The organism is Simplicispira sp. GW247-4R2A (genome assembly GCF_059424465.1).
Genome location: NZ_JBWKZM010000002.1, coordinates 154,788 through 180,991, shown reverse-complemented (window position 1 = coordinate 180,991; position 26,204 = coordinate 154,788). Strand labels below are relative to the sequence as shown.

The window sequence follows — 26,204 nt, the reverse complement described above, 5'->3', positions numbered from 1 at the left end:
ACCAAGCGCCTGAACGGTCCAGGCGGGGACCGAGCACACTAGGCGATCTGCTCAAAATCGATGAAACCGCGCTCCACATTGGTCGCCACCAATTTGACGCGCAGCTTCTGGCCCACGTCCAGGTGGGTGCCAGCACCCACCAGCATGCCCTCGGCAGGCGGCACGAAGATGCGCACCCAGGTGGCGCGGTCGGTCGCGCCGGTGACGACGGCGTCGAACTTTCTGCCCACCAGCCCCTGCAGGTACAACGCGGCTTCGGACTTGCGCACACTGCGCTCCACCTTCTGCGCTGCGTCTTCCTGCTGCGTGCAGTGCTCGGCCAGAAGCTCCAGCTCCGCCGCGCCATAGGGCGAGTGCTCGCCCTGCAGCAGCGCCTTGACCATGCGCAGCGTGATCAGGTCGGGGTAGCGCCGATTGGGCGCGGTGGAATGGGTGTAGTCGCGCACCGCCAGGCCGAAGTGGCCGATCGGCTCGCCGCGCGGGTGTTCCACCACGTATTCGCCTGAGCCCATGAGCTTGACGATCACTAACGAGAGGTCGGGAAACCTCAGCGGGTCGGCCTTGCGCCGGCGCGCCAAAAAGCCCTCCAGCGCGCGCGAATCGGGCGCCGACGGCAGGTGCTCGGCGTACTTGGCGGCCACCTCCACGATGCGCTGCCAGCGCTCGGGCGAGCGCACCACCCGGCGCAGGGAGCTGGCGCCGTGCTGCGCCAGGAACTGCGCGGTGCAGGTGTTGGTGGCGATCATGAATTCTTCAATCAGCTGGCGCGCGCGGTTTTGCGCCTGCTGGACGATGTCCACCACGCGCTCTCCCTCGAACACGGCGCGTGGCTGGAAGGTTTCCAGGTCGAGCGCGCCCTGCTCGCGCCGGCGCGCGCGCATGCGCTGGGCCACGGCGTCCTGCGTGCGCAGTTGCTCGTCCATGCCCGGCACGTCGCGCGCGGCGTCGGGCAAATCGCCCACACCCTCGATCCACGCGGACACGGCGTCGTAGGCCAGCTTGGCCTGGTTGCGCACGCGGGCACGGTGCACGGTGCTGTGGGTCACCACGCCATCGTGGTCGACCAGCATTTCGGTGACGATGGCCAAGCGGTTCTGCCCGGCATTGAGCGAAGTCAGGTTGGTGGACAAACGCTCGGGCAGCATGGGAAACACCCGTGCCGAGGTGTAGACCGAAGTGGTGTTGGTGCGCGCATGCACATCGATGGCGGAGTTTTTCTTCACCAGCGCGTCCACATCGGCCACGGCGACAAAAATCTTCACCGCACCGCGGCCCATGGCAGCGCAGGCGGTGAGCTGGTCGAGATCGAGCGAATCGTCGTTGTCGATGGAGCACCAGGGCAGCGCCGTGAGGTCGCGGATGGTGGAACTGGCGTCTCTGCCTGGGCCCGTGATGGCATGGAGTTCCTGGAGGGCGCCAGCAGGAAATTCGGGTTCCAGGCCGCGCTCCACCATAGCCTCGGTGGCAATGCGAACCAGGTCGCTGCGGCGAAAGTTTTGTGGATGGCTCATGGTGCAACTGTAGGGCAGCGGATCAGTGCGCCGGACCCGCAGCGGGCCGCACGCGCACAAAAACCGCCATCGCCGCCAGCGACAACGCAGCCGCCAGGCCAAACGCCAGGCTGGGGGACAACGTCCACAGCGCCCCGGCCACGAGCGAAGCCGGCAGGTACAGCAAACCCGTAACGAAGTTGTAGGCCCCCATGGCCGTGGCGCGGCGCTCGGGTTCGATATCGGCAATGAAGGCCTTGCTTTGCGACTCTTCAATCGCATAGAAAACGCCGTAGATGCAGAACACCGCGATCATCTCCCAACGCGTGCCGGCAAACACCATCCACAGGTTCAAGCCGGCGTACGCCCCGTAGCCCAGCAGCACGATACGGCTGCGCCCTACCCGGTCGCCCAGGTGTCCCACCAGCGGCGCCACAACGACGCAGGTGGTGTTGAACAAGGCATAGAGCAGCACCACGTCGGTCATGCTGAAGCCCACGTCGTGCGCGCGCAGCAGAAAAAAGCCCAGGCTGAAGTAGCCCAGCGCAAACACGCCGGCCGGCAGCAGGAAGCGCTTGAAGCCGGGGCTGAGCTGCTGCCAGTTCTGGCGCAGGCCTTCGCGCGGATGCGGCTGGCCCGGAGCGTTCGAGATGAGCATGAGCACCAGCACGGCGAGCACCGCCGGCACCACGGCCACCAGGAACAGCAGGCGGTAGGTGCTGGCGGATTCGCCCAGCCATTTCAACAAGCCGTAGGCCACCAGGGGGCCGACGACGGCGCCCGATTTGTCCAGCGCCTTGTGCACGCCGAGCGCGTAGCCGCGTGTGGCCTGGCCCGCCACCGACACCAGCCAGGCATCGCGCGGCGGCCCGCGAAAGCCCTTGCCCAGGCGCTCGAGCACACGGAACACCGCCAGGCCGGCAATGGACGAAGACACCAGCAAAATCAGTTTGGCCAGCGACGAAAACCCATAGCCCGCCGTGGCGAACCACTTGCGCTGGCCGCTGCGGTCCGACAACCAGCCGGCCAGGTAGTTGAGCGAGGAGGCGGAAAAATCCGCCAGCCCTTCGATGAGCCCCAGCAGCGCGCTCGACGCGCCGGCCACCGTGGTGAAGAACACGGCGAACACCGAGAAAATCATCTCCGAACTCAGGTCGGTGAGAAAGCTCACCAGGCCGAGCTTGAGCACATCGGGATGCAGCTTGGCCCTGGGTTGGCCCAGCGCTGGAGGCGCCGTGGAGTCAGGTGCTGCGGGTGCGGACGGAAGCGGTGGCTCTGGGTGCATGTCTGTCGGGCGGCGCCCAGAGGCGGCCGGGTTAGATACTATTAAAACTATAGCTGGTAGCGCATACGGTATAAGCGCTAGAGGCGATTTTTATCTGAAATTTTTCTGCCCATAGCAAGGCAGCATCAAGGAAGCGGCGCGAAATCAATAAACCCCTGGGCCACATCGGCGCTGAGCAGCTTGACACGCAGCTTCTCGCCCACCTCCACCTGCGCCCCGGCGCCCTCCAGTTTGCCTTCCACCGGCGGCACCAAGGTACGAATCCAGGTGCCCCGGTTGTTCCTGCCGGTGACGATGGCGTCGAACTCGGCGCCTATCTTGTCCTGCAGGAACAGCGCGGCCTCGGACTTGCGCAGACTCCGCTCCACCTTCGTGGCGGCGCTTTCCTGGTGGTTGCAGTGCTCGGCCAGGGCCTGCAGTTCGGCCACGCTGTAGGGCGAAGGCGCCTCGGCCAGCACCGCCTTGACGAGCCGGTGGCTGATGAGGTCGGGGTAACGGCGGTTGGGTGCGGTGGAGTGCGCGTAGTCCCGAATCGCGAGGCCAAAGTGGCCATAGTCCTCGATGGCCACGGTTTTTGAGCGATCCACTGGCACGCCGGGCTGGGCAGCCTCGATCACGTATTCGCCCGCGCCCATGAGCTGCACGATGGTGAGCGAGAGGTCGGGGAAACGCAGCGGATCGGCTTGGCGCTGGCGCTCCAGAAAGGCCTCCAGCGCCTTCGAATCGGGCTCGGCCGGCAAGCTATCGCCGTATTTCTTGGCCACCTCGACCACGCGGCTCCAGCGCTCGGGCGAACGCACCACGCGGCGCATGGCCAAGCCGCCGTGCTGTTCTAAAAACTGCGCGGTGCAGATGTTGGTCGCCACCATGAATTCTTCAATCAGCTGGCGCGCGCGGTTGTGCTCGCGCTGCGAAATGGCCACCACCTGATCGCCTTCGACCTGTGCGCGCGGCTCGAAGGTTTCGAACTGCAATGCGCCCTGCGCCGTGCGGCGTTGGCGCAGCGCCTGGGCGGCGGCGTCCTGCAGGCGCAGTTGTGCATCCATGCCGGGCGCGGCACGAACGGCGGCAGGCATTTCGCCGTTGCCGTCCAGCCAGGCGGCCAAGGCGTCGTAGGCCAGCTTGGCCTGGTTGCGCACCTGGGCGCGGCAGATGGAGAAGCCACTCACCTGCCCTTCCGCATCCACCACCATGGCCGTGACGATGGCCAGGCGGTCCTGGTGCGCGCCCAGCGAGCTGAGGTCGGTGGAGAGCCGCTCGGGCAGCATGGGAAACACGCGTGCCGCGGTGTAGACCGAAGTGGTGTTGCGCTGCGCCTGCAGGTCGATGGCCGAGCCCTTGTGCACCAGCGCATCAACATCGGCAATGGCGACGGACACCGTCCACCCGCTGCCCGACGGCTCACAGCAGCTGAGCTGATCGATGTCTTGCGAATCGTCGTCGTCAATGGAGCACCAGGGCAAGGCACGCAGGTCGCGGATGTTGGGCCCAGCCTCCTGCGCAGGGCCGGCAATGGTGGCCAGCTCGGCCAGTGCAGCGGCTGAAAAATCCGGGGCCAGGCCGTGCGCGGCCAAGGCCGCCACCGCGAGCTCCACCAGCTCGCTGCGGCGCGAAATGGCTGGGGTGGTCGCTGTGGCATGGGCCTGAACGGCTTCGGTGCTGGAGGGTTCGCTCATGCCGCAATGGTAGAGCCTCACGCGCCTACCAAAGGGGTATCCGCCCATGGCGCTTATTCCATTGCCCAATCCATCGAGCACGCGAAGGCGAAGCGCAGACAGTGCTGTAGCACAGGAAGCGAAGTCGGCAAAGGAATCGCTTGATTGAGAAATGGAATCACCCGGCGTTCGGAGTCCGAAACCTGCTTTCGTCGATTGGCTGGGGCCGGGATGGCACCATTCAATGGCATTCAGGTCGAGAGGGGATTGCTAGCATAACAATAGCATGAACCGCTGAACTGAAAAGCGCTAGGTGCCAATTCCGGCAAAAAAATCTACCAATACCGTCAGGACGGATGATCGGCTGCCTACACTGAGACACGCAGCACGCTTGGCCACGCCAAATTGCGGCGACCCATGCCCCGTCCAATGAAGTGATTTCCATGCCTACCAGAATGACGCGCTCGCCTTCTCCACCCGAGGCTACCGGGTCAATCGCCACCCACCATGGCCTGAGCGCCGCCGAGGCTGCCCGCCGCCTGGCTGCGGACGGACCCAATATGCTTCCCGGCAGCGCACCCAAGTCCAGTTGGGCCATCGTGCGGGACGTGCTCACCGAGCCGATGTTCCTGATGCTGTTGGCCGCGGGCGGCATCTACCTGGCGCTGGGCGACCGGGGCGAGGCACTGTTCCTGCTCGGCTTCGTGTTCGTGGTCATCGGCATCACGCTGGCACAGGAGCGCAAGACGCAGCGCGCCCTTGAATCCCTGCGCGATCTGTCGGCACCGCGCGCGCTGGTCATCCGCGACGGCCAGGAGCAGCGCGTGGCCGGACGCGACGTGGTGCGCGATGACCTGCTGGTGCTGCATGAGGGTGATCGCATCGCCGCCGACGCCCTACTGATCGACGGCCAGCTCGAAGTGGATGAATCGCTGCTCACCGGCGAAGCGGTGCCTGTGGCCAAGCTGTCCGTGGTACAGAACGAGCAGACGGCCGCCAACGCCGGGCCGCCCCAAAAGAGGCCAGCCCCCTTGGGGGGCAGCGCGGCACACGAAGTGGCAAGCGTGGGGGCACTATTCGCCAGCACCGTGGTCACGCGGGGCGTGGGCATGGCCCGGGTGTGCGCCACCGGAGCCCAGACAGCCGTCGGACGCATTGGCGCCGACCTGGCGGCCACCACCGAGCCGCCCTCGGCGCTGCAGGAAGGCTCACGCCGGCTGGTGCGCAACCTCGGCATCGGTGCCTTAGTGCTGGCGCTGGCCCAGGTGCTGCTGGGCTGGTGGTGGAACGGCCGGCCGCTGCTGGAGAGCCTGCTCTCGGGCATCGCCCTGGCCATGGCCATCCTGCCCGAGGAGATTCCGGTCATCCTCACCGTGTTCCTGGCCCTGGGGGCGTGGCGCATCGCGCACCAGAAGGTCCTGACGCGGCGCGTCACCGCCGTCGAGGCGCTGGGCGCCATCACCGTGCTGGCCGTGGACAAGACGGGCACGCTCACCGTCAACCGCATGGCGGTGGCCGAGCTGGCCACGGCCGACCAGCATTTCCGCCCCGAAGGCGCCGGCCATCTGCCCGAAGACTTTCACCTGCTGGCCGAATTCGCCATGCTGGCGACGCCGGGCGATCCGTTCGACCCCATGGAAAAGGCCATTCAGCATTTCGGCCACCAGTGGCTGGAAGGCACCGAGCATGTGCATGACGGGCGTGAGCCCGAGTTCGAATACGCCCTCTCGGGCGAGATCCTGGCCATGACGCGCGTGTTCGCCAGCGACGAGCCGGACGTGCACCTGCTGGCCACCAAGGGCGCACCCGAGGCCGTGGCCGATCTGTGCCATCTCGACGCGGTGCGGCTGGGCGCGATCCGCAGCCAGGTTGAAGCCATGGCCGAGCGCGGCCTGCGCGTGCTGGGCGTGGCGCGGGGGCGCTGGCGGGGCCAGGCCCCGGCGCCCGACCAGCCCCCGCCCTGGCCGCAAAGCCAGCACGACTTCGATTTCGACTTCCTGGGCCTGGTGGCCCTGGCCGACCCACCCCGCCCCGAGGTGCCCGCCGCGCTGGCCGAATGCCGACGCGCCGGCGTGCGTGTGATCATGATGACCGGCGACCACCCGGCCACGGCCCGCGCCATTGCCCAGCAGGTGGGCCTGTCAGACCGCCCCGACGTCATCACCGGCGCGGAGCTCGAAGCGCTGGACGATGCGGCCCTTGCCGAGCGGCTGCGCCACGTGGACCTGTGCGCGCGCCTCCAGCCCCAGCACAAGCTGCGCCTGGTGCAGCTGCTGCGCGCCAGCGGCGAGGTGGTGGCCATGACCGGCGACGGCGTGAACGACGCCCCCGCACTCAAGGCCGCCGACGTGGGCATCGCCATGGGCGAACGCGGCACCGATGTGGCGCGCGAGGCCGCCGCGCTGGTGCTGCTGGACGACAGCTTTGCGCGCATCGTGGCCGCCATCCGCCAGGGCCGGCGCATCGACGACAACGTGCGCAAGGCCACGCGTTTCACCTTTGCGGTCCACATCCCCATCATCGCGCTGGTGCTGGGCCCCACGCTGCTGAAATGGCCTACGCTGCTGATGCCGGTGCATATCGTGCTGCTGCAGTTGCTGATCGACCCCACCTGCGCGGTCGTGCTGGAAGCCGAGCCCGAAGCCAGCGGCAGCATGGAACGGCCGCCCCGCCCTGTTTCCGACTCGCCCTTTGCCATGGGCCCCTTGCTTTACTCCGTGCTGCAAGGCATTGGCATGGCGGCCGTGCTGCTGGCTGGGCAGGCCTGGCTGGCGGACCAAGGCTGGAGCAGCGCCCAGAGCCGCACCGTGGTCTTCCTCACGTTGGTGCTTGGCGTGATGCTGTTGATTCTGGCAAACCGCGATCTGTCGCGCCCCGCGCTACTGGGCATCACCGCCCCCACTCCCTGGCTGTGGCGCATCACCGCCGCCATGCTGGTGCTGCTGGCTGCGGTGCTGGCCATTCCATGGCTGCGCGCCCTGATGGGGTTGGTTTTGCCCGGATCTCAGGGCATGGTGGTGGCCGCAGGCCTGCTGGTGCTGTGCCTGGCGTGGCTGGAACTGCTGCGGCTGGCGGGACGGCGCCTAGTGCGGCCCCGGTTGCCCGGGCCTGCTCTGCGCCAATAAAACGACCTACCGTGCCACGGGCGGCGCGGCGTGGTCCAGGTCGGGCAGGCGCCACGGGTCCACATGGGTCATGAGGTTGAGCACGCGGTGGCGCTGCAGCACGCGCTGGCGCGCTGCAACGGCAATGTCGTGGCCGGCCTCCACGGTCAGCGCGGCATTCACCTCCAGGTGCGCATCGACGACGATCATGTCGCCCATCTTGCGCGTGCGCACGTCGTGCACGCCGCTCACGCCAGGGGTGTCGAGCAGCGTCTGGCGGATGGCCTGCACCTCCTGCTCGTCCACCGAACGGTCCATGAGGTCGTGCAGCGCATCCCAGCCGAACCCCCAGCCCATTTTTGCGACCATGAAGCCGACGATGAGCGCGGCGATCGGGTCCAGGATGGGATAGCCGGCCAGATTGCCGGCAATGCCGACACCCACCACCAGCGACGAGGCGGCGTCCGAGCGCGCGTGCCAGGCGTTGGCCACCAGCATGCTCGACTTGACGCGCTTGGCCACGGCCAGCATGTAGCGGAACAGCAGCTCCTTGCCCAGCAGCGCGCCGCCAGCCACCCACAGGGCGATCACATGCACCTGCGGTACGGTTTCGGGGTTCTCCAGCTTGACAACCGCCGACCACACCATGCCCACGCCCACGCCCAGCAGCAGCAGACCCAGCACCAGCGAGGCGGCTGTCTCGAAACGGTGGTGACCGTAAGGGTGGCCCTCGTCGGCGTCTTTCTGGGCATGGTGGTTGGCGAACAGCACCACGAAGTCGGCCACGAGATCCGACAGCGAATGGATGCCGTCGGCGATCAGGCCCTGCGACTTGGCCAGCACGCCCACCACGATCTGCACCGAGGTCAGCAGCACATTGACCCCCACGCTCACCCAGGTGCTGCGCGATGCGGCGGCGGCCCGCTGCTGGGGCGTGTGTTCGGTGTGCTCGGTATCGTCTTCAAGTTCGCTGAATTTCATCGCCGGGGTTCCGTAGTGTCAGCACGCCTTCGCGCCACGCGGGGATTCTGCCCCGCCGCTGCGGCGGCCTGCCGGTGGCATAGAAGAAAACATCAGCCCGCAGCGCCAGCGCCGGCGGATTGGATCTCGACCGTGATATGGACCAGTTCCTCGTGCACCCGCAACTGCTGCTTGAAATATTCCGGGTTGGCACCCGGTGCCGTCACCAGCGACACGATGCAGGCATAGTCGCCCCGGCCCACGCGCCAGACGTGCAAATCGCTGATGCGCGCCGGCACCGGGCTGGCCGCGATGACCTCGCGGATTTCCTCCACCACCGGCGCCTCCATCTCGGCATCGAGCAACACCTTGCCCGCGTCGCGCAGCAGCCCTTGGGCCCACACGGCCACCAGGCCCGCGCCCGCCAGGCCCATCACCGGGTCGAGCCAGTCGAAGCCCCAGAGCTTGCCGCCGAACAGCGCCACGATGGCCAGCACCGAGGTGGCCGCATCGGCCAGCACATGCAGGTAGGCCGAGTGCAGGTTCAGGTCGTGGTGGTGGCCCGCATGGCCATGGGAATGCCCATGGTCATGGCCATGGCCATGGTGGTGGCCATCGCGCAGCAGCCAGGCACACGCCAGGTTGACGAGCAGGCCCAGCACACCGATGGCGATGGCCTCGTCATAGTGGATGGGCTGGGGCGCCAACAGCCGCTGGAGCGACTGCACCAGCATCACGCCCGCCACCAGTACCAGCGCCAGCGCGCTGGTGTAGCCCGCCAGCACCTCGATCTTCCAGGTGCCGAAGGAAAACCGCCGGTCGTGCGCATAGTGCCGCGCCGCTGCATAAGCCATGGCCGACAGGCCCAGCGCCAGCGCGTGCGAACTCATGTGCCAGCCGTCGGCCAGCAAGGCCATGGAGTTGAAGATCCAGCCGCTCGCGATCTCCACCACCATCATCACCGCCGTCAGGGCCATCGCCCAGCGCGTATGGCGTTCGGCCAGCGGGTTGCCCTGGTGGAAATGGTGGGAATGGGTCCAGTCCGGGTTCTGGGCAGAGGCTTGCATGGGAGGAAGGCGGCGGGAGAATGCCTGAAATATACTCCACCCCAGTATCAAAAAGGGCAAGCACCATGGCACACACCATCGCAGGGAAGAAGCAGTTGCTGGCGCGCGTGCGCCGCATCCAGGGCCAGGCCGCTGCGCTGGAAAAAGCCCTGCTCGCCGAGACCGACTGCGCCGCCGTGCTGCAGCAGATCGCGGCAGTGCGCGGCGCTGTCAACGGGCTGATGGCCCAGGTGCTGGAAGGCCACCTGTGCGAGCACGTAGGCGCACCGGGGCTTTCAGAGGCGGCCCGCAGCGAAGCCATGAACCAGGTCACGGCCGTGCTGCGCTCGTACCTGCGCTAGCCTCTGCACGAATCGTCGCGCCGTGTGCATCTGCGGCTTCGGGCGATCCGCAGCGCCCACTTGCCACGCAATTCGTGCAGAGGCTCCTTAGCCGAAATGCATCGGGCCGCACAGAGCGGCCCGATGATTGCTACTTATTTAATAGCTATATGCGCTTATCCAGTAAGCGCCACAGGCCGTTTTTATATAAAACAGGCACTGTGCAGAGCGCTCGCCCTGCCTGTCCGCTTCCCCTCAGGGGAAAGTGAAGTTGGCGGTGGCGGCGCCCCCAGCGGTCAGGGCGGGCAGCACGGCGTCCTTGTCGGCAAAGCCCGGCAGGCTGGCGCGCAGGGTGTACCGGCCGGCCGCAGACGCGTCGGCAGCGAACACCAGCGGCGCGGGCGCTGCGGCATAGGCGGCCACCAGCGGGGAGCTGACCGGCAGCGAGAAGGCATAGGCGCCCGTAACGCTGTTCACGTACTGGCCGTCGATCTCCACGGTGCCCACCGCGAGCGGTTGCAGCGCGCGCACCAGCGTGTCGGCTGGCGCGGTGCCCGTAGCGCTGGCGCTGGCCGAGGGTGGCAGGGCCACGGGCGCAGCCGCACTGGCCACTGGTGTCACGGTCTCCGCCGCCACTGGCACCCCGGTGACCACAGCCGACGTACGGCCCGGTGCCGCCATGACCAGCGTGTAGTTGCCCGGCGCCACGGGCTGCAGCAGGAACTTGCCGGTGCTGTCAGGAGTGGTCGCTTTCACGACGGTGCCGTTGACCTGCAGCGACACGCGGGTGGCACCCGCGCTCAGGGCCGGGTCCACATACCCTTGCACGCCGGACACGTAGCGCGGGATCACCGCCACCACCGGCTTGAGCAGGTACTGGCCGGACGCCCCGGCCTGCACCACCGACTTGCAGGCATCGAAGTCCAGCACGAAATCGGCCATCTTGTTCTCGGCGATGTCGATATTGATGTTGGTCTTGACACCCGACTGCTGGCCGCTCGGCGTCTTGAGGGCCACTTCGCGGCCGCCAGTGGGCAGCACCGAATTGGCCAGCGGCTGGGTGGTGCTGTTGTCGGCCAGCACCAGGCGCATCTGGGTGTATTTGCCCGTGGGCAGCGGTACCTGGCCCAGTTCCATCAACACGCCATTGGTAAGACCGAGGAGGTCCACCCGGCGCGCGGGGTTCAGCACAATTTCGGACCAGCCGGCATCGGCATCGCTGGCGCTGCTGTTCTGGTGGACACGGACTTTCGTGACGGTGACATTGACAGCGTCGTAACCGCAACTGGGCGCATCGGTCAGTGCCAGGCGCAGCGTACCGCTGCCCGCGGCGCTGTCGCTGCCACCACCACCGCAAGCCGCCAGACCGGCCAGCAGGGCGGCGCCCAGGGTGAACTTCATATTTCGGAATAAGGTCATGAGGGGTCTCTCTCGGTTGGCACACTCTTCAGGCAGTGCGATTGAATGCGAATTTTTCACATTCATAGAATAAAGGCCCGACACCCCGCGACCCGTAGGACTGCGCCCTCCGCGTGGCAACAGATGTAAGAACGTGTGTTCACGATCTCCCAGCCTGCGCACGGGGCCAGACCATGGCGCGCCGGCTTTGGCCTGCGTCTTGTTGCCGCCGGCGCCCCGGTCAGCGCGCCAGCGGCACCGTGGCCGCCGCCACGAGGCGCTGCGTATAGGGGTGGCGCGGTGCGTCGAGCACCTGGCCGACGCTGCCGCTTTCGAGCACCTCGCCATCCTTCATGACGAGCACGTCGTGCGCCATGGCGCGGATCACCTCCACGTCATGCGTGATGAGCAGGTAACCCAAGCCCTTGTCCTTCTGCAGGCGCTGCAGCAGGGCCAGCACCTGCTGCTGGATGGTGACGTCGAGCGCGCTGGTGGGCTCGTCGAGCACCAGCACGCGCGGCTGCACGATGAGCGCCCGCGCAATCGCCAGGCGCTGGCGCTGGCCACCCGAAAACTCATGCGGGTAGCGCTCCAGCAGGCCCGGAAATTGCGCGTCTGTCAGGCCCACCTCGGCGAGCGCAGCCTCCACCCGGCGCCGGCGCTCGGGCAAGGGCAGAGCCGGTTCATGCACGCGCAGGCCCTCACCGGCAATTTCCTCCACCGTCAGGCGCGGCGAGAGGGACGAGAACGGGTCCTGGAACACCACCTGAATCTGCCGGCGCAAGCGCTGGTTGGCGGGCGTGTTGCGCGCGCTGGGCGCCTGCCATGCGCTGCCCACCACCTCGACGCTGCCCTGGTACGGCAACAGGCCCAGCAGTGCCTGCGCCAGCGTCGATTTGCCCGAGCCCGATTCACCCACCACGCCCAGCGTGCGGCCGGGCAACAGGCACAGGTCGGCGCCGTGCACCGCAATGAATTCGCCCTTTTTGAACCAGCCGCGCACCCCCGGCAACGGCGTCGGGTAGCCCACGCGCAGGTGTTGTGCACGCAACAGCGGCTTTGCGGCCGCATCCGGCGCGCCCTCCACCACGTCGCGCTTGGGCTGGCTGGCGATGAGCCGGCGCGTGTAGGCGTGCTGCGGGGCCTGAAAGATGTCGGCCACGGGGCCCTGTTCGACCAGCACGCCCTGCTCCATCACGGCCACGCGGTCGGCAAAGCGATGCACCAGATTCAGGTCGTGCGTGATGAGCAACACCGCCATGCCAGTCTGGCGCTGCAGGTCGGACAGCAGGTCAAGAATTTGCCCGCGCAGCGTGACATCGAGGGCCGTCGTGGGCTCGTCGGCCAGCAACAGTTTGGGGCGGCTGGCCAGCGCCATGGCAATCATGGCGCGCTGGCGCTGCCCGCCCGAGAGCTGGTGCGGGAACGCGGTGGCGCGGCGCGCAGGCTCGGGGATGCCCGTGCTTGCAATCAATTCGATAGCTGCCTGCCAAGACTGCGCCTGCGTCAGCGCCTGTTTTAGCTCAAAAACTTCGCTGATCTGCCGGCCCACCGTCATCAGCGGATTGAGCGCCGTCATGGGTTCCTGGAAGACCATGGCAATGTCGCCACCGCGCACACCGCGCAGCTCGCGCTCGGTGAGCGCCAGCAGGTCGCGGCCATCGAACAGCGCCTGGCCCTGCACCAGCGCATCGCCTGCCAGGCGCAGCAGGCTGAGCGCGGTGATGGTTTTGCCCGAGCCCGATTCGCCCACCAGTGCGAGTTTTTCGCCGGGTGCGATCTCGAAGCTCACATTGCGCACCACTTCCTTGGCGCCAAAGCGCACGCACAGGTCGTGCACTTGCAGCAAAGGCTGGGCCGAAGTTGCCATCACTTATCTGCCTTGCGGGGGTCGAGCGCGTCGCGCAGCGCGTCGCCCATAAAGGTCAGCAGCAGCAGCGTGACCACGAGCACGGCGAAGGTGGAGAGCGAAATCCACCACGCATCAATGTTGTTCTTCCCCTGACTGAGCAGTTCGCCCAGCGACGGCGTCCCCGGCGGCACGCCCAGGCCCAGAAAATCCAGCGAGGTCAGCGCCAGAATGGCGGCACTCATGCGAAACGGCAAAAACGTGACCACGGGTGTGAGGCTGTTGGGCAGGATGTGGCGCCAGATGATTTGCCCGTTGCCCACGCCCAGCGCCCGCGCGGCCTTGACGTAATCGAGCTGGCGGTTGCGCAGGAACTCGGCGCGCACATAGTCCGAGAGGCCCATCCAGCCAAACAGGCTCAATAAAACCAGCAGCAGCCCAATGCTGGGCGCGAGCACTGCGCTGAAGATGATCAGCAGATACAGCTCGGGCATGGAACCCCAGATCTCGATGAAGCGCTGGAACGCCAGGTCCGTCTTGCCGCCAAAGAAGCCCTGGATGGCGCCCGTCACCATGCCCAGCAGCACGCCGGTGGCGGTGAGCGCCAGTGCAAACAGCACGCTGACGCGAAAGCCGTAGAGCAGCTGCGCCGCCAGGTCGCGCCCCCGGTCGTCCGTGCCCAGCCAGTTGTCGCGCGTGGGCGCTGAGGGATTGGGCTCTTTGGCAAAGTAGTTCAGCGTGTTCGGGCCGTAGGGGTTGAGCGTGAACAGCGCCCAGTTGCTGCCTTCCTTCAACTTCTTTCGAATGTACGGATCCAGATAGTCGGTGGCGGTGAGAAAGTCGCCGCCAAAGGTCGTCTCGGGGTAGTCTTTCAACATGGGAAAGTAGAGTTGCCCTTCGTAGCGCACCACCAGCGGCCGGTCGTTGCTGACCAGCTCGGCACACAGACTCACCGCCACCAGCACCACGAAAATCACCAGGCTCCAGTAGCCCAGACGGTTGCGCTTGAAGCGCAGCCAGGCGCGGCGGCTGGGCGACAAGGACGGCGGCGCCGATGCCACCACAGCGCCATCGCCAGAGCCCCCACGGATCGGGCTTTGTCCTGCCGCCAGGGGCGGCCTCCCTGCGGTGCGAAGGCGGCCTTCGGCCGATGCAGGGGGGTTAATCGAATTTGACACGCGGGTCCACCCACACATAGCAAAGGTCGGAAATCAGCTTGGTGACCAGGCCGATCAGCGTGAACAGGTACAGCGTGCCCATCACCACCGGGTAGTCGCGCCGGATCACGCTCTCGTAGCTCAGCAGCCCCAGGCCGTCGAGCGAAAACAGCGTTTCGATCAGCAGCGACCCCGTGAAAAACGCGCCAATGAACGCCGCCGGAAACCCCGTGATGATGGGGATCAGCGCATTGCGAAACACATGCTTCCACAGCACCTGGCGTTCAGACAGGCCCTTGGCACGCGCGGTCAGCACATACTGTTTGCGAATCTCTTCCAGGAAGGCGTTCTTGGTCAGCATGGCCGTCACCGCAAAGCTGCCCGCCACCATGGCGATGATGGGCAGCGTGATGTGCCAGAGGTAGTCCGCGATGCGTGCGCCCCAACCCAGCTCGTCCCAGTTGCTCGACGTCAGCCCGCGCAGCGGAAACCACTGCAACTGCCCGCCGAATATGACTAGCAGTGCCACACCAAGCACAAAACCCGGAATGGCATAGCCCACGAGAATGAGCAGCGTGGTGACCAGATCGAAGCGGGAGCCCGCCCGCACGGCCTTGGCCACGCCCAGCGGCACGGCGACCAGGTAGCTGATGAAAAAAGTCCACAGGCCCAGGCTGATGGACACCGGCATCTTTTCCTTCACCAGTTGCCACACGTCCTTGTTCTGAAAGAAGCTGCGCCCCAGGTCGAAGCGTGCGAACTGGCCCAGCATCTGCAGAAAACGCTCGTGCGGCGGCTTGTCAAAGCCATACAACTTCTTGATTTGCTCCAGGCGCTTGGGGTCCACGCCCTGCGCGCCGCGGTAGCCCAGCCCGCCGCCTTCGGCCCCCGCCCGCCCTGCGCCCGCTTTGGCCTCGGCGAGGTACTGCTCCACCGGCCCGCCGGGCACGAACTGCACCACGGCGAAGGTGAGCATCAGTACGCCCAGCAGTGTGGGCAGCATGAGCAGGATGCGTTTGAGGATGTAGGCGAACATGGCTTAGCGCGGGCTGGGTTCGGTCTGAGGTGGAATGCGTGCCCACCAGGTGTCGATCACCCAGGTTTCTCCCGGAGAATACGGCGGCACCACGTCTGGCTTGGCCAAGCGCCAGGCGTTGTAAGCCATGCGGTGCGTGCCCGCGCTCCACTGCGGGATGAGGTAATGGCCGGCCACGATGGTGCGTTCGAGCGCGTGGCAGGCGGGCAGCAACTGTTGCTGCGTTTTGGCGCTGGTCATGGCGCTGATCATGGCATCGACCGCCGGGCTCTTCACCCCGGCGAAGTTGCCCGAATCCTCCGTGTCTGCCGCCTTGCTGCCAAACAGGTCGGCGAATTCCTGGCCGGGGTTGTTGGTGCCCTGGTACGCAATCGACGTGATGTCGAAATCGAACTTCTGCAGCCGCTCCTGGTACAGCGCGAAATCCACCGAGCGAAACTTGAGCGTGATGCCGAGCTTTTCCAGATTGCGCATCCAGGGTGAGACGGTGCGCACGCCGCCCTCGTTGCTGTCCATGTATTCGAGCACCATGGGCTCGCCCTGAGCGTTGCGCAGCAGTCCGTCTTTCACGGCCCAGCCTGCCTCATTCAGCAGGGTTTTCGCATGGCGCAGGTTGTCTCTCAAACTGTGGTCGCCATCGGTGCGCGGGGGCTGCGGCATGGGACCGAACGCAGCAGCGGGAATGCTCTTGCGCCAGGGCTCCATCAGCGCCAGTTCCTCGGACGAGGGGCTGCCGTGCGTCTCGCAAGCGGTGTTGCCAAAGAGGCCGTGCACGCGCTGGTAGGCGCCATAGAAGAGCTGGCGGTTCATCCACTCGTAATCGATTGCCAGGCCCAAGGCCTCGCGCACGCGCTCATCTTGCAGATAAGGCCGGCGCGTGTTGAGCACGTAGCTTTGAAACCCCGTGGGAAGCTTGTGCGCGAATTCGCCCTTCACCAACTCGCCCGTGTCGAACTTCTTGCCGTTCACGCGCCGGGCCCAATCGCCCGCGCTGAAGAAACGCATCAGGTCGAATTCGCCCGCCTTCAAGGCTTCGAGCCGGGCCGTGGCGTCCTTGTAGATCTTCACCTCGATGCGGTCGAAATTGTTCTGGCCGCGTCGCACGTTCAAATCGCGCGCCCAGTAGTTCGGGTCACGCACGTAGGTGATGTCCTTGCCAAACCGGACCGGGCCAATCTTGTAAGGCCCGCTGCCGATGGGGATGTCGGTCACCACCTGGTCAAAGGGCTTGGGCTTGCCGTTCTCCCTGCCCCAGGCACGGCTGAAAATGGGTAGGCCGCCGACGGTCAGTGGCAGTTCGCGGCTGGGCTTCTTGAAACGAAAGCGCACGGTGCGGTCGTTCACCACATCCACACCCGCCACGTCGATCAGCAGCGTTTTGTAGGCGGGCGAGGTAAAGGGCCCCACCAGCGTCTCGTACGTCCAGGCCACGTCCTGCGCCAGCACCGGGTCGCCGTTGTGAAAGCGCGCCTCGGGCCGCAGACGGAAGGTGGCCGAGAGGCCATCGCTCGCCACGCTCACGTCTTCGGCCAGCAGGCCGTAGCCGGTGGCGGTTTCATCCAGCGAGCCGGTCAGCAGGCTGTCGAACATCAGCTCGGTCAGGTAGGCCGGCGCCGCGCCGCGCATGGTGAAGGGGTTGTATTTGTCGAAGGTGGAGGTGCGCTGGTTGCTCACCAGGCGCAACTCGCCACCCTTGGGAGCATCAGGATTCACATAGGCGAAGCGCGTGAATCCGGGCGCATACAGCGGTTCGCCCCACAGCGCATACGCATGCGCTGCCCAGGCCGGCAGCGCCAGCCAGCAGGACAGGAAGATCAGCCAGATTCGCATGCGAGAATTCTGCACCACGCTGGCAAGGCTCCCGCCCCACAAGGCATGCGGCAAACCCTGCCCTGGCCAGCGCATTCACTTTCCCATTTCGCTACAGGAGAACCACCATGGGCTTTCTAACCGGCAAGAAGCTGCTGATTACCGGCGTGCTGTCCAACCGCTCCATTGCCTACGGCATTGCACGCGCCTGCCACCAGCAGGGCGCCGAACTCGCCTTTAGCTACGTCGGCGAACGCTTCAAGGACCGCATCACCGAATTCGCCGCCGAGTTCGGCTCCGAGCTGGTGTTCGATTGCGACGTGGCCAGCGACGAGCAGATCGAGCGCATGTTCCGTGATCTTTCAGCCACCTGGCCCAAGCTCGACGGTTTCGTGCACAGCATCGGCTTTGCCCCGCGCGAAGCGATTGCCGGGGATTTCCTCGAAGGGCTCTCGCGCGAAGGCTTTCGCGTGGCGCACGACATCAGCGCCTACAGCTTCCCGGCCATGGCCAAGGCCGCCCTGCCCTACCTGAACGACAAGTCGGCGCTGCTGACGCTGTCGTACCTGGGCGCGCTGCGCACCATTCCCAACTACAACACCATGGGCCTGGCCAAGGCCAGCCTGGAGGCGAGCGTGCGCTACCTGGCCGAAGCGCTGGGCCCCAAGGGCATGCGCGTCAACGGCATCAGCGCCGGCCCCATCAAGACGCTGGCCGCCAGCGGCATCAAGGATTTCGGCAAGCTGCTGTCCGGCGTGGCCAGCGCCTCACCCCTGCGCCGCAACGTGACCATCGAAGACGTGGGCAACGTGGCAGCGTTTCTGCTGAGCGATCTGGCCAGTGGCATGACGGCCGAAATTACCTACGTGGATGGCGGTTTCAGCCAGACGGCAGGCATCAGCCGCGACATGGTGTAGGCGTCAAAATTTAAAGCCAAATCAGCCTCTATCGCTTACCCCTTATGCGCATGCAGCTCTCACTAACATAGCAACATGCAGAGACGGCTCGCGCTTTTTTGGTGTGCGCTGGCGCTGTGGGCACCCGCCCAGGCCGGGGAACCGCCGGCCCTGCTGCTGGCGAGCGTCTACCGGCCGGGCCTGCCCCTGGCCGACTATTGGGTGAGCGAAAAGTACGACGGCGTACGCGGCTATTGGGACGGCCAGCACCTGCGTACCCGAGGCGGCGAGCCCGTCACCCCACCCGCCTGGTTCACCGCCAACTGGCCGAGCACGGCGATGGACGGTGAACTGTGGGCGGGTCGGGGCCAGTTTGCACAGGCGCAATCCACCGTGCGCAGCGTGGACGCTGGCGACGCCGCCTGGCGGCAGATGCGCTACATGGTGTTTGACCTGCCGGCATACCCTGGCACTTTCGACCACCGCCTGCCAGAGCTGCAAAGAACGATCGCGCACATTGGTCACCCCTGGGTACAGGCGGTTGCGCAACACCGCATCAGCAGCCCGGAAGCACTGCACGCCCTGCTGCTGCGCACCGTGCGCGCCGGGGGTGAGGGGCTGGTGCTGCACCGCAGCGATTCGCTCTACCGCGAAGGTCGCAGCGACGATCTCGTCAAAGTAAAAACCCACGACGACGCCGAAGCGCGTGTGGTCGCTCACCTGCCCGGCAAGGGCAAGCACGCCGGCAAGATGGGGGCGCTGCTGCTCGAAATGCCGGGTGGCCAGCGCTTCAAGCTGGGCACGGGCTTTAGCGATGCAGACCGCGCCGCACCGCCTCCGGTGGGCAGTTGGGTGACCTACCGCTTTCTCGGCACGCACGACAGCGGTCTGCCGCGCTTTGCCAGCTTTGTCAGGGTGCGCGAGGACATGCCGACCGAGCATTAAAAAACCCGCCGGCCATGTGCACGGCGAGCGGGTCGGGCTGGGCAAGCCGCACTTACTTGGGCATGAGCACCTTGTCGACCACGTGAATCACGCCATTCGACTGGACCACGTCGGCAATGGTCACGTCAGCCGTGCCACCCTTTTCGTCGGTCACCGTGACGCCCTTGCCCATGGCACCCGCCTTGGCTGTCAGCGTGCCGCCCTCTACCGTCTTGAGCCTGGCCATGCCGTGACCGTCGGCGATCATTTTCATGATGGCAGCCGCGTCGTACTTGCCGGCCACCACGTGGTACGTCAGCACCTTGGTCAGCGTGGGTTTGTTCTCGGGCTTGAGGAGCGTGTCCACCGTGCCGGCGGGCAGTGCAGCAAAGGCGTCGTTGGTGGGGGCAAAGACGGTAAATGGACCTGGACCCTTGAGCGTCTCGACCAGGCCTGCAGCCTTGACGGCGGCGACCAGGGTTGTATGGTCGTTGGAGTTGACGGCGTTGTCGATAATGTCCTTGCTGGGCAGCATGGGCGCGCCGCCCACCATGACCTGTGCCATGGCAGGCACTGCAGCGGCAGACAGGGCAACAGACAGGCCGATGGCGGCAAGACGGGGTTTGAAATGAATGCGCATGGAAAACTCCTGTGGGGTTTGAGACAGACCGCTCGAACAAAAAATCGGGCGGCTGACAACCCATACGCATGCGTTGGCCGAGTGGATTCGGAGGGCCTCAAAAAAAATCGCTCCACGGCCTGCGCCGGGAGCGATCTCATGCCGGCGTCTTCGCGTCAGACCTGCCGGTGAAACGGTCCATCGTCGCCCACCTGCACCAGGTTTTCGACAGTGGCCAAGGGCTTGGGCGCGCGTTCTGCATCGCCCGCGGCCACGCAATCGGCGTAGTAGCGCACGGTGCCCGCGTCGTCCTCGATTTCCACCAAACCGTGAATGTCGGTTTCGAAGCCTGGGCACAGCTTGGCAAATTCGCGCGCGAACTTGAGGTAGTCCACGATCTTCTTGTTGAACACCTCGCCCGGAATCAGCAGCGGAATGCCGGGTGGGTACGGCGTGACCAGGCCGACGGTGATGCGGCCCTCCAGATGGTCGATTTCCACCCGCTCGGTCGTACGGTGCGCGATATGCGCGAAGGCATCCGATGGTTTCATGGCCGGGGTCAGATCCGAGAGGTACATCTCGGTCGTCAGGCGCGCGATGTCGTACTTGGCGTACATCTCATGCACGTGCTGGCACAACTCCTGCAGCCCCATGCGCTCGTAGCGTTTGTGCTGCTGGCAGAACTCGGGAAGGATGCGCCACATGGGCTGGTTCTTCTCGTAATCGTCCTTGAATTGCTGCAGCGCGGTCAGCAAGGTGTTCCAGCGGCCCTTGGTGATACCGATGGTGAACATGATGAAGAAGCTGTAAAGCCCCGTCTTCTCCACCACCACGCCGTGCTCGGCCAAATACTTGGTGACGATGGATGCCGGAATGCCCGTCTTGTCGAACTTGCCGTCGAGGTTCAGCCCAGGCGTGACGATGGTCGACTTGATCGGGTCGAGCATGTTGAAGCCGTCGGCCAGCTGGCCAAAGCCGTGCCACTTGCTGCCCACCTTGCGGCTCTTGCTGTCGCTGCGGATGATCCAGTCTTCAGCGCGGCCAATGCCTTCGTCGACCAGCTTTTCCGGCCCCCAGACCTTGAACCACCAATCTTTCTTGCCGAACTCTTCTTCAATCTGGCGCATGGCGCGGCGAAAATCCAGCGCCTCCAAAATACTTTCTTCCACCAAGGCAGTGCCACCGGGCGGCTCCATCATGGCGGCGGCCACGTCGCAACTGGCAATGATGCTGTACTGCGGGCTCGTGCTGGTGTGCATCAGATAGGCCTCATTGAAGAGGTGCCTGTCGAGCTTGGTGGTCTGCGAATCCTGAACCAGCACATGGCTCGCCTGGCTGATGCCGGCGAGCAGCTTGTGGATGGACTGCGTAGCGTAGGTCACCGAATGCTGGGGCCGCGTACGCTTCTTGCCCATGGCGTGGTAGCTGCCATAAAACGGGTGAAACGCTGCATGCGGCAACCACGCCTCGTCAAAGTGCAGGTTCTCCACGTAGCCGTCGAGCATGCCCTTGATGGTTTCGGTGTTGTAGAGCACACCGTCGTAAGTCGACTGCGTAAGCGTCAGCACGCGCGGCTTCACCTTTTTGGCATCCACGCCCTTGAGCAGTGGGTTCTTTTTGATCTTGGCCTGGATCGTGGCAGGCTCAAACTCGCTTTTCGGAATCGGGCCAATGATGCCAAAGTGGTTGCGCGTGGGTTTCAGGAAAACCGGAATCGCCCCCGTCATGATGATGCTGTGCAGGATGGATTTGTGGCAGTTGCGGTCCACCACCACCACATCACCCGGCGCTACGGTGTGGTGCCACACCATTTTGTTCGACGTGCTGGTGCCATTGGTCACGAAAAAGCAGTGGTCGGCGTTGAAGATGCGCGCCGCGTTGCGCTCGCTCTCGCCAATGGCGCCGTTGTGGTCGAGCAGCTGGCCCAGCTCCTCCACCGCATTGCAGACGTCGGCGCGCAGCATGTTCTCACCATAGAACTGGTGGTACATCTGCCCCACCGGGCTTTTGAGGAACGCCACACCACCCGAATGCCCTGGGCAGTGCCAGGAATACGACCCATCCTCTGCGTAGTCGAGCAGCGCCTTGAAGAACGGCGGCTGCACGCCTTCGAGGTAGCTCTTGGCCTCGCGGATGATGTGCTTGGCCACGAACTCGGGCGTGTCCTCGAACATATGGATGAAGCCATGAAGCTCGCGCAGGATATCGTTGGGCAAGTGGCGGCTGGTCTTGGTTTCACCGTGCACGTAAATAGGCACATCGACGTTCTTGCGCCGCACTTCTCCAATGAAGCTGCGCAGGCTCAGCACGATTGGATCCAGCCCTGATCCCAGGGTGAATTCTTCATCGTCAATCGACAGAATGAAGGCGCTCGCCCGGCTTTGCTGCTGCGCAAACTGCGACAGATCGCCGTAGCTCGTCACCCCCAGCACCTCGAAGCCCTCGGACTCAATCGCCTGGGCCAGCGCGCGAATGCCCAGCCCGGACGTGTTTTCCGAGCGGTAATCCTCATCGATGATGATGATGGGAAAGCGAAACTTCATGCGGGGCCTCCGAGCAGCCGCGCCTCTGCGCGGCGATAAAAAGCGAAATAGCCGCGCAGTGTAAGGAATATGTCGACCCGATCGCGTAAGTCTCTGTCTTTTGACCCAGAATGCGGGCTCATGAAGCAATAAGCATACGGAGGCGGCGGGATGGCGGAATCGACAATCTGGTGGCTGCTGGCGGGGGGCACGGTGGTGGCCGAACTGCTGACCGGCACCTTCTACCTGCTGATGCTGGCCGTGGGCTTTGCAGCGGCAGCCCTCGCGGCGCACGCGGGCGCGTCCACCGTGGTGCAAATCGTGACCGCCGCCTTGGTGGGAGGCGGCGCAGTCGTCGCGTGGCACTGGGTCCGGCGCCGGCGCCCCGGCGATCCTTCTGCCCGGGCAGACCGCAGCGTGAATCTCGACGTGGGCGAGTTGGTCATGATCGACAGCTGGAATGCCGATGGCACCGCCGCTGTCAAATACCGCGGTGCCAACTGGACTGCCGTGCACCGCAATGGCGTCACGCCCAGCGTGGGCATGCACCGTGTGGCCGAACTGGTGGGCAGCCGTCTGTTGGTCGATCCAGTCTGAGCGCCCACACCTATTTCAACGACACAGAGGGAACGTTCTCCATGCAAGTCGCCATCGTCATTCTCGTCATCGCCATTCTGTTCATCGCGCGCTCAATCAAGGTCGTGCCGCAGCAAAACGCCTGGGTCAAGGAGCGCCTGGGCAAGTACGCCGGCACCCTCACGCCCGGTCTGAATTTCCTCGTGCCGTTCGTGGACCGCGTGGCGTACAAGCACAGCCTGAAGGAAATCCCGCTCGACGTGCCCAGCCAGATCTGCATCACGCGCGACAACACGCAGTTGCAGGTGGACGGCATCCTGTACTTTCAAGTGACCGACCCGATGCGCGCGAGCTACGGTTCGAGCAACTACATCGTCGCCGTGACGCAACTGGCGCAGACCTCGCTGCGCAGCGTCATCGGCAAGCTCGAACTCGACAAAACCTTTGAAGAACGCGACATCATCAACGCCCAGGTAGTGCAAGCCATTGACGAGGCAGCGCTGAACTGGGGCGTAAAGGTGCTGCGCTACGAGATCAAGGACCTCACGCCTCCCAAGGAAATCCTGCACGCCATGCAGGCCCAGATCACCGCCGAGCGCGAAAAACGCGCCTTGATTGCCGCCTCCGAAGGCCGCCGCCAGGAGCAGATCAACATCGCCACCGGTGAGCGCGAGGCCTTCATCGCCCGCTCAGAAGGCGAGAAGCAGGCGGTCATCAACAACGCACAGGGTCAAGCGGCCTCCATTCTGGCCGTCGCCGATGCCACGGCCCAGGCCATTGAACGCGTCGCCAACGCCATTCGCCAGCCCGGCGGCGATCTGGCGGTGCAGCTCAAGGTGGCAGAAAAAGCCGTGGAGGCGTACAGCAAGGTCGCAGCCGACGCCACCACGACGCTGATCGTGCCCAGCAACATGACCGAGGTATCGGCATTGATCGGGTCGGCGATGAAGATGGTGCAGAGCACTGGGCAGCGCGCCGCGTAGAGGTTCTTTCTTCCAACGCTTTTCGCATTGCTAGCCGAACGGATGGCACAGGCCATGCGGTAAACGGACCAAGTGTCCGGGTTTGGTGGAGAAGCGTTGGTACTGTTGCAGCCCGATACCTCGGAAGAGAATTCCCTGCACCTGGCCCACAAGCTGCGACAAAAACTCGCCGATCCGCCAGTTGCCAGCCTGGGCACGCTCGGGGCTGCCAACATAGGCTTGGCTTGCATGGCGGCAGGAAGTACACAGCGCTTGGACGCCTGGCTCCAGCATGCAGACGACGCACTCTGGCAAGCCAAATACGAGGGGGCGCAACCGAACCATGGCGGCGAAAATTTCTGGTGACCGTCCACCAACCTGCCTTGCAGGCAGAGCAGGCGATCCGCACGACGACCATTGACGGTGAGGCGGACACACTGCCCGAGCTTGCGGCCCCATCCCCCATGAAACTGGCCAGGGCGCTGAAATCGCACACGGGCGCAAGACAGACGCGCCAGTCACGCGCTTAATCACGCCAAAGCGCCGGGCACGCACCGCGTACATGGCATAATCGCGGGCTTCGGAGAGGTGGATGAGCGGTTTAAGTCGCACGCCTGGAAAGCGTGTGTGGGTTTATCCCCACCGCGGGTTCGAATCCCGCCCTCTCCGCCAGATACAGGCCTAAGTGATTGATTCACTTAGGCCTTTTTTATTTTTAAAAGCACTCACGCTGAAGCAGCTAACGGCTCTCGATTCAGGCTGCGCCCGACACCGTCCTGCCAGCGCCAAGCATCCTGGCACATGCGCTCCACGCCATGACGCGCCCGCCAGCCCAGCAGGCGCTCGGCCAGCGCCGGGTCGGCCCAGCACTCGGCCACGTCGCCAGGGCGGCGCGCCACCACCTGGTAGGGTACTGGGCGGCCGCTGGCCTGCTCGAAACCGCGAACCATCTCCAATACGGACACGGGTCGCCCAGTTCCCAGATTCACGGTGAGTACGCCCGTGTGGCTTTGCAGGTAGCGCAGCGCCGCCACGTGGCCCTCTGCCAAATCGCAAACGTGGATGTAGTCGCGCACACCCGTGCCGTCGGGTGTGGGGTAGTCGTCGCCATACACGCTGAGGCATTTGCGTTGGCCAGCGGCCACCTGCGCCACATAGGGCAACAGGTTGTTCGGAACGTCTTGCGGGTCCTCTCCAATCAGACCACTCTCATGCGCCCCGACCGGGTTGAAGTAACGCAGCCGGGCAATGCGCCATTGGCCAGGATTGGCCGTATCCACATCGGCCAGCACCTGCTCCATCATGAGCTTGCTCCAGCCATAAGGGTTGGTGGCAGTGAGCGGGAAATCTTCGCGGATGGGCGATCTGGCCGGATCGCCGTACACCGTGGCGGAGGAAGAAAACACCAGCGTGTGCACCTGTGCCCGCTGCATGGCGCGCAACAGCGATACCGTGCCCACCACGTTGTTGTCGTAATAGCGCAAGGGCTCACGCACAGACTCACCCACGGCCTTGAGTCCAGCGAAGTGCATGACGGCAGTAATGGGGTAGTTCGCAAACACGCTGTCCAGCAAGGCCGCATCGCGCACATCGCCCTCAATGCACTGGGGCACCACCCCGGTGATACGGCCGACGCGCTCCAGCACGCTGCGGCGGCTGTTGCTGAAATTGTCGAGTACGACATACGGCTGGCCTGCCGCTGCGAGCGCCACGCCAGTGTGTGAGCCAATATAGCCGGCGCCTCCGGTCACCAGAATCATGTAGCGGCTCCCATTAGTAGCGATTGGATGGCGAACGCGAGGTCAACAGAGCAGAAGCGGCATGAATACATCGAAAAATCCTGTGCTTGCTTTGGAGAAGGCAGCGAACGAAACCCCTACAAGAAAAACGGGCCTTGACGGGCCCGTTTTCGCTAATCCAACCTCTCCGTGCAGTCCTATTGTCGCAGCGTCACCCCGGTCTTTGCCTGCAATGCCTCGAACGTTACCCCCGGTGCGAGTTCGATCACCTTGAGGCCCTCGGGCGTCACGTCGATCACGGCCAGGTCGGTGATGATGCGGTCCACCACGCCCACACCCGTGAGCGGCAGCGTGCAGCTGGGCAGAATTTTCAGGTCTTCGGTGCCGTCCTTCTTGCGCGCCACGTGCTCCATGAGCACGATCACGCGCTTCACACCGGCAACCAGGTCCATGGCGCCGCCCATGCCCTTGACCATCTTGCCGGGAATCATCCAGTTGGCCAGGTCGCCTTCTTCGCTCACCTGCATGGCACCGAGAATCGAGAGGTTGATCTTGCCGCCGCGAATCATGGCAAAGCTGTCGTGGCTGCCGAAAATGGACGATCCGGGCAGCGTGGTCACGGTCTGCTTGCCGGCGTTGATCAGGTCGGCGTCCACCCGGTCTTCGGTGGGAAAGGGGCCGATGCCCAGCATGCCGTTTTCCGACTGCAGCCACACCTCTTTGTCACCAGTGAAATTGGCGACGAGCGTAGGAATCCCGATGCCGAGATTCACATAGAAACCATCTTCGAGTTCTTGCGCGGCGCGGGCCGCCATCTGGTCTTGGGTCCAAGGCAT

General features: G+C 64.9%; 21 protein-coding genes and 1 tRNA gene. 8 read left to right on the top strand and 14 right to left on the bottom strand.

Going from position 1 to position 26,204, the window contains the following annotated elements; genetic code table 11:
• Positions 1–38: 38 nt before the first annotated feature.
• The 3 genes from AC07ZH_RS02325 to AC07ZH_RS02315 all read right to left on the bottom strand — a co-directional run bounded on the left by AC07ZH_RS02325 (position 39) and on the right by AC07ZH_RS02315 (position 4,451).
• Complete coding sequence (locus tag AC07ZH_RS02325; protein ID WP_495198378.1) at positions 39–1,511, bottom strand: RNB domain-containing ribonuclease; 1,473 nt, start codon at positions 1,509–1,511, stop codon at positions 39–41.
• Between the two features lie 22 nt (positions 1,512–1,533).
• A complete protein-coding gene (locus AC07ZH_RS02320; RefSeq protein WP_495198377.1) occupies positions 1,534–2,775 on the bottom strand; it encodes an MFS transporter in 1,242 nt (413 codons plus the stop codon).
• A gap of 125 nt (positions 2,776–2,900) precedes the next feature.
• A complete protein-coding gene (locus AC07ZH_RS02315; protein WP_495198376.1) occupies positions 2,901–4,451 on the bottom strand; it encodes an RNB domain-containing ribonuclease in 1,551 nt (516 codons plus the stop codon).
• Between the two features lie 422 nt (positions 4,452–4,873).
• Here AC07ZH_RS02315 and AC07ZH_RS02310 point away from each other — a divergent pair, with 422 nt between their 5' ends.
• Positions 4,874–7,555: a cation-translocating P-type ATPase gene (locus AC07ZH_RS02310; RefSeq protein ID WP_495198375.1), complete on the top strand. Its 2,682-nt coding sequence runs from the start codon at positions 4,874–4,876 to the stop codon at positions 7,553–7,555.
• A gap of 6 nt (positions 7,556–7,561) precedes the next feature.
• Here AC07ZH_RS02310 and AC07ZH_RS02305 read toward each other — a convergent pair whose 3' ends face one another.
• Positions 7,562–8,515, bottom strand: a complete 954-nt coding sequence (locus AC07ZH_RS02305) for a cation diffusion facilitator family transporter (protein ID WP_119107898.1) — start codon at positions 8,513–8,515, stop codon at positions 7,562–7,564.
• Positions 8,516–8,607: 92 nt separating this feature from the next.
• Positions 8,608–9,561: a CDF family Co(II)/Ni(II) efflux transporter DmeF gene (gene dmeF / locus AC07ZH_RS02300; protein WP_495198374.1), complete on the bottom strand. Its 954-nt coding sequence runs from the start codon at positions 9,559–9,561 to the stop codon at positions 8,608–8,610.
• A 65-nt stretch (positions 9,562–9,626) separates the two neighbouring features.
• On the opposite strand from dmeF, the gene AC07ZH_RS02295 reads away from it, so the two are divergent.
• Positions 9,627–9,902, top strand: coding sequence for a metal/formaldehyde-sensitive transcriptional repressor (locus tag AC07ZH_RS02295; RefSeq protein ID WP_119107900.1), 276 nt, complete (start codon positions 9,627–9,629; stop codon positions 9,900–9,902).
• Positions 9,903–10,136: 234 nt separating this feature from the next.
• Here the strand turns inward: AC07ZH_RS02295 and AC07ZH_RS02290 are convergent, their stop codons facing one another.
• The 5 genes from AC07ZH_RS02290 to AC07ZH_RS02270 form a co-directional block, all read right to left on the bottom strand.
• Positions 10,137–11,300 carry a DUF4382 domain-containing protein gene (locus AC07ZH_RS02290; protein WP_495198373.1) on the bottom strand — a complete coding sequence of 388 codons (1,164 nt, stop codon included), beginning with the start codon at positions 11,298–11,300 and terminating at the stop codon, positions 10,137–10,139.
• A gap of 220 nt (positions 11,301–11,520) precedes the next feature.
• Complete coding sequence (locus AC07ZH_RS02285; protein WP_495198372.1) at positions 11,521–13,149, bottom strand: ABC transporter ATP-binding protein; 1,629 nt, start codon at positions 13,147–13,149, stop codon at positions 11,521–11,523.
• Positions 13,149–14,324, bottom strand: coding sequence for an ABC transporter permease (locus tag AC07ZH_RS02280; protein ID WP_495198371.1), 1,176 nt, complete (start codon positions 14,322–14,324; stop codon positions 13,149–13,151). The genes AC07ZH_RS02285 and AC07ZH_RS02280 overlap by 1 nt, the downstream gene beginning before the upstream one ends.
• Complete coding sequence (locus tag AC07ZH_RS02275) at positions 14,290–15,321, bottom strand: microcin C ABC transporter permease YejB (RefSeq protein ID WP_495198370.1); 1,032 nt, start codon at positions 15,319–15,321, stop codon at positions 14,290–14,292. Before AC07ZH_RS02275 ends, AC07ZH_RS02280 begins: the two co-directional genes overlap by 35 nt.
• A 3-nt stretch (positions 15,322–15,324) precedes the next feature.
• Positions 15,325–17,151, bottom strand: coding sequence for an extracellular solute-binding protein (locus tag AC07ZH_RS02270; protein WP_495198369.1), 1,827 nt, complete (start codon positions 17,149–17,151; stop codon positions 15,325–15,327).
• Between the two features lie 107 nt (positions 17,152–17,258).
• Here AC07ZH_RS02270 and fabI point away from each other — a divergent pair, with 107 nt between their 5' ends.
• Both fabI and AC07ZH_RS02260 read left to right on the top strand, forming a co-directional pair.
• Positions 17,259–18,047 carry an enoyl-ACP reductase FabI gene (fabI, locus tag AC07ZH_RS02265; RefSeq protein WP_119107905.1) on the top strand — a complete coding sequence of 263 codons (789 nt, stop codon included), beginning with the start codon at positions 17,259–17,261 and terminating at the stop codon, positions 18,045–18,047.
• 75 nt (positions 18,048–18,122) lie between these two features.
• Positions 18,123–18,971, top strand: a complete 849-nt coding sequence (locus AC07ZH_RS02260; protein WP_495198368.1) for a DNA ligase — start codon at positions 18,123–18,125, stop codon at positions 18,969–18,971.
• Between the two features lie 52 nt (positions 18,972–19,023).
• Here the strand turns inward: AC07ZH_RS02260 and AC07ZH_RS02255 are convergent, their stop codons facing one another.
• Together AC07ZH_RS02255 and AC07ZH_RS02250 are read right to left on the bottom strand one after the other, a co-directional pair.
• A complete protein-coding gene (locus tag AC07ZH_RS02255) occupies positions 19,024–19,590 on the bottom strand; it encodes a fasciclin domain-containing protein (protein ID WP_495198367.1) in 567 nt (188 codons plus the stop codon).
• Positions 19,591–19,745: 155 nt separating this feature from the next.
• Positions 19,746–22,112, bottom strand: coding sequence for an arginine/lysine/ornithine decarboxylase (locus tag AC07ZH_RS02250; RefSeq protein ID WP_119107908.1), 2,367 nt, complete (start codon positions 22,110–22,112; stop codon positions 19,746–19,748).
• Between the two features lie 150 nt (positions 22,113–22,262).
• On the opposite strand from AC07ZH_RS02250, the gene AC07ZH_RS02245 reads away from it, so the two are divergent.
• The 4 genes from AC07ZH_RS02245 to AC07ZH_RS02230 all read left to right on the top strand — a co-directional run bounded on the left by AC07ZH_RS02245 (position 22,263) and on the right by AC07ZH_RS02230 (position 24,301).
• The gene (locus tag AC07ZH_RS02245) at positions 22,263–22,688 is read left to right on the top strand and encodes an NfeD family protein (RefSeq protein WP_495198366.1); all 426 of its coding nucleotides are present in this window, start codon (positions 22,263–22,265) and stop codon (positions 22,686–22,688) included.
• A 41-nt stretch (positions 22,689–22,729) separates the two neighbouring features.
• On the top strand, positions 22,730–23,650 hold the full coding sequence (locus tag AC07ZH_RS02240; RefSeq protein ID WP_119107910.1) for an SPFH domain-containing protein: 921 nt from the start codon (positions 22,730–22,732) through the stop codon (positions 23,648–23,650).
• A 72-nt stretch (positions 23,651–23,722) separates the two neighbouring features.
• Positions 23,723–23,995 carry a diguanylate cyclase domain-containing protein gene (locus AC07ZH_RS02235; RefSeq protein ID WP_495198365.1) on the top strand — a complete coding sequence of 91 codons (273 nt, stop codon included), beginning with the start codon at positions 23,723–23,725 and terminating at the stop codon, positions 23,993–23,995.
• A 216-nt stretch (positions 23,996–24,211) separates the two neighbouring features.
• Positions 24,212–24,301, top strand: a tRNA-Ser gene (locus tag AC07ZH_RS02230).
• A 53-nt stretch (positions 24,302–24,354) separates the two neighbouring features.
• On the opposite strand, the gene galE is transcribed toward AC07ZH_RS02230, so the two are convergent.
• Together galE and AC07ZH_RS02220 are read right to left on the bottom strand one after the other, a co-directional pair.
• On the bottom strand, positions 24,355–25,389 hold the full coding sequence (galE, locus tag AC07ZH_RS02225; RefSeq protein ID WP_495198364.1) for a UDP-glucose 4-epimerase GalE: 1,035 nt from the start codon (positions 25,387–25,389) through the stop codon (positions 24,355–24,357).
• Between the two features lie 176 nt (positions 25,390–25,565).
• Positions 25,566–26,204 (bottom strand): 3-oxoacid CoA-transferase subunit B, encoded by a 639-nt coding sequence (locus tag AC07ZH_RS02220; protein ID WP_119107913.1) that lies wholly within the window; start codon positions 26,202–26,204, stop codon positions 25,566–25,568.

What these genes read in the sequence shown, in the direction of transcription:
- AC07ZH_RS02325 (WP_495198378.1), bottom strand. Translation starts at nt 1,511, where the DNA reads ATGAGCCATCCACAAAACTTTCGCCGCAGCGACCTGGTTCGCATTGCC.
- AC07ZH_RS02320 (WP_495198377.1), bottom strand. Translation starts at nt 2,775, where the DNA reads ATGCACCCAGAGCCACCGCTTCCGTCCGCACCCGCAGCACCTGACTCC.
- AC07ZH_RS02315 (WP_495198376.1), bottom strand. Translation starts at nt 4,451, where the DNA reads ATGAGCGAACCCTCCAGCACCGAAGCCGTTCAGGCCCATGCCACAGCG.
- AC07ZH_RS02310 (WP_495198375.1), top strand. Translation starts at nt 4,874, where the DNA reads ATGCCTACCAGAATGACGCGCTCGCCTTCTCCACCCGAGGCTACCGGG.
- AC07ZH_RS02305 (WP_119107898.1), bottom strand. Translation starts at nt 8,515, where the DNA reads ATGAAATTCAGCGAACTTGAAGACGATACCGAGCACACCGAACACACG.
- dmeF (WP_495198374.1), bottom strand. Translation starts at nt 9,561, where the DNA reads ATGCAAGCCTCTGCCCAGAACCCGGACTGGACCCATTCCCACCATTTC.
- AC07ZH_RS02295 (WP_119107900.1), top strand. Translation starts at nt 9,627, where the DNA reads ATGGCACACACCATCGCAGGGAAGAAGCAGTTGCTGGCGCGCGTGCGC.
- AC07ZH_RS02290 (WP_495198373.1), bottom strand. Translation starts at nt 11,300, where the DNA reads ATGACCTTATTCCGAAATATGAAGTTCACCCTGGGCGCCGCCCTGCTG.
- AC07ZH_RS02285 (WP_495198372.1), bottom strand. Translation starts at nt 13,149, where the DNA reads ATGGCAACTTCGGCCCAGCCTTTGCTGCAAGTGCACGACCTGTGCGTG.
- AC07ZH_RS02280 (WP_495198371.1), bottom strand. Translation starts at nt 14,324, where the DNA reads ATGTGTGGGTGGACCCGCGTGTCAAATTCGATTAACCCCCCTGCATCG.
- AC07ZH_RS02275 (WP_495198370.1), bottom strand. Translation starts at nt 15,321, where the DNA reads ATGTTCGCCTACATCCTCAAACGCATCCTGCTCATGCTGCCCACACTG.
- AC07ZH_RS02270 (WP_495198369.1), bottom strand. Translation starts at nt 17,151, where the DNA reads ATGCGAATCTGGCTGATCTTCCTGTCCTGCTGGCTGGCGCTGCCGGCC.
- fabI (WP_119107905.1), top strand. Translation starts at nt 17,259, where the DNA reads ATGGGCTTTCTAACCGGCAAGAAGCTGCTGATTACCGGCGTGCTGTCC.
- AC07ZH_RS02260 (WP_495198368.1), top strand. Translation starts at nt 18,123, where the DNA reads ATGCAGAGACGGCTCGCGCTTTTTTGGTGTGCGCTGGCGCTGTGGGCA.
- AC07ZH_RS02255 (WP_495198367.1), bottom strand. Translation starts at nt 19,590, where the DNA reads ATGCGCATTCATTTCAAACCCCGTCTTGCCGCCATCGGCCTGTCTGTT.
- AC07ZH_RS02250 (WP_119107908.1), bottom strand. Translation starts at nt 22,112, where the DNA reads ATGAAGTTTCGCTTTCCCATCATCATCATCGATGAGGATTACCGCTCG.
- AC07ZH_RS02245 (WP_495198366.1), top strand. Translation starts at nt 22,263, where the DNA reads ATGGCGGAATCGACAATCTGGTGGCTGCTGGCGGGGGGCACGGTGGTG.
- AC07ZH_RS02240 (WP_119107910.1), top strand. Translation starts at nt 22,730, where the DNA reads ATGCAAGTCGCCATCGTCATTCTCGTCATCGCCATTCTGTTCATCGCG.
- galE (WP_495198364.1), bottom strand. Translation starts at nt 25,389, where the DNA reads ATGATTCTGGTGACCGGAGGCGCCGGCTATATTGGCTCACACACTGGC.
- AC07ZH_RS02220 (WP_119107913.1), bottom strand. Translation starts at nt 26,204, where the DNA reads ATGCCTTGGACCCAAGACCAGATGGCGGCCCGCGCCGCGCAAGAACTC.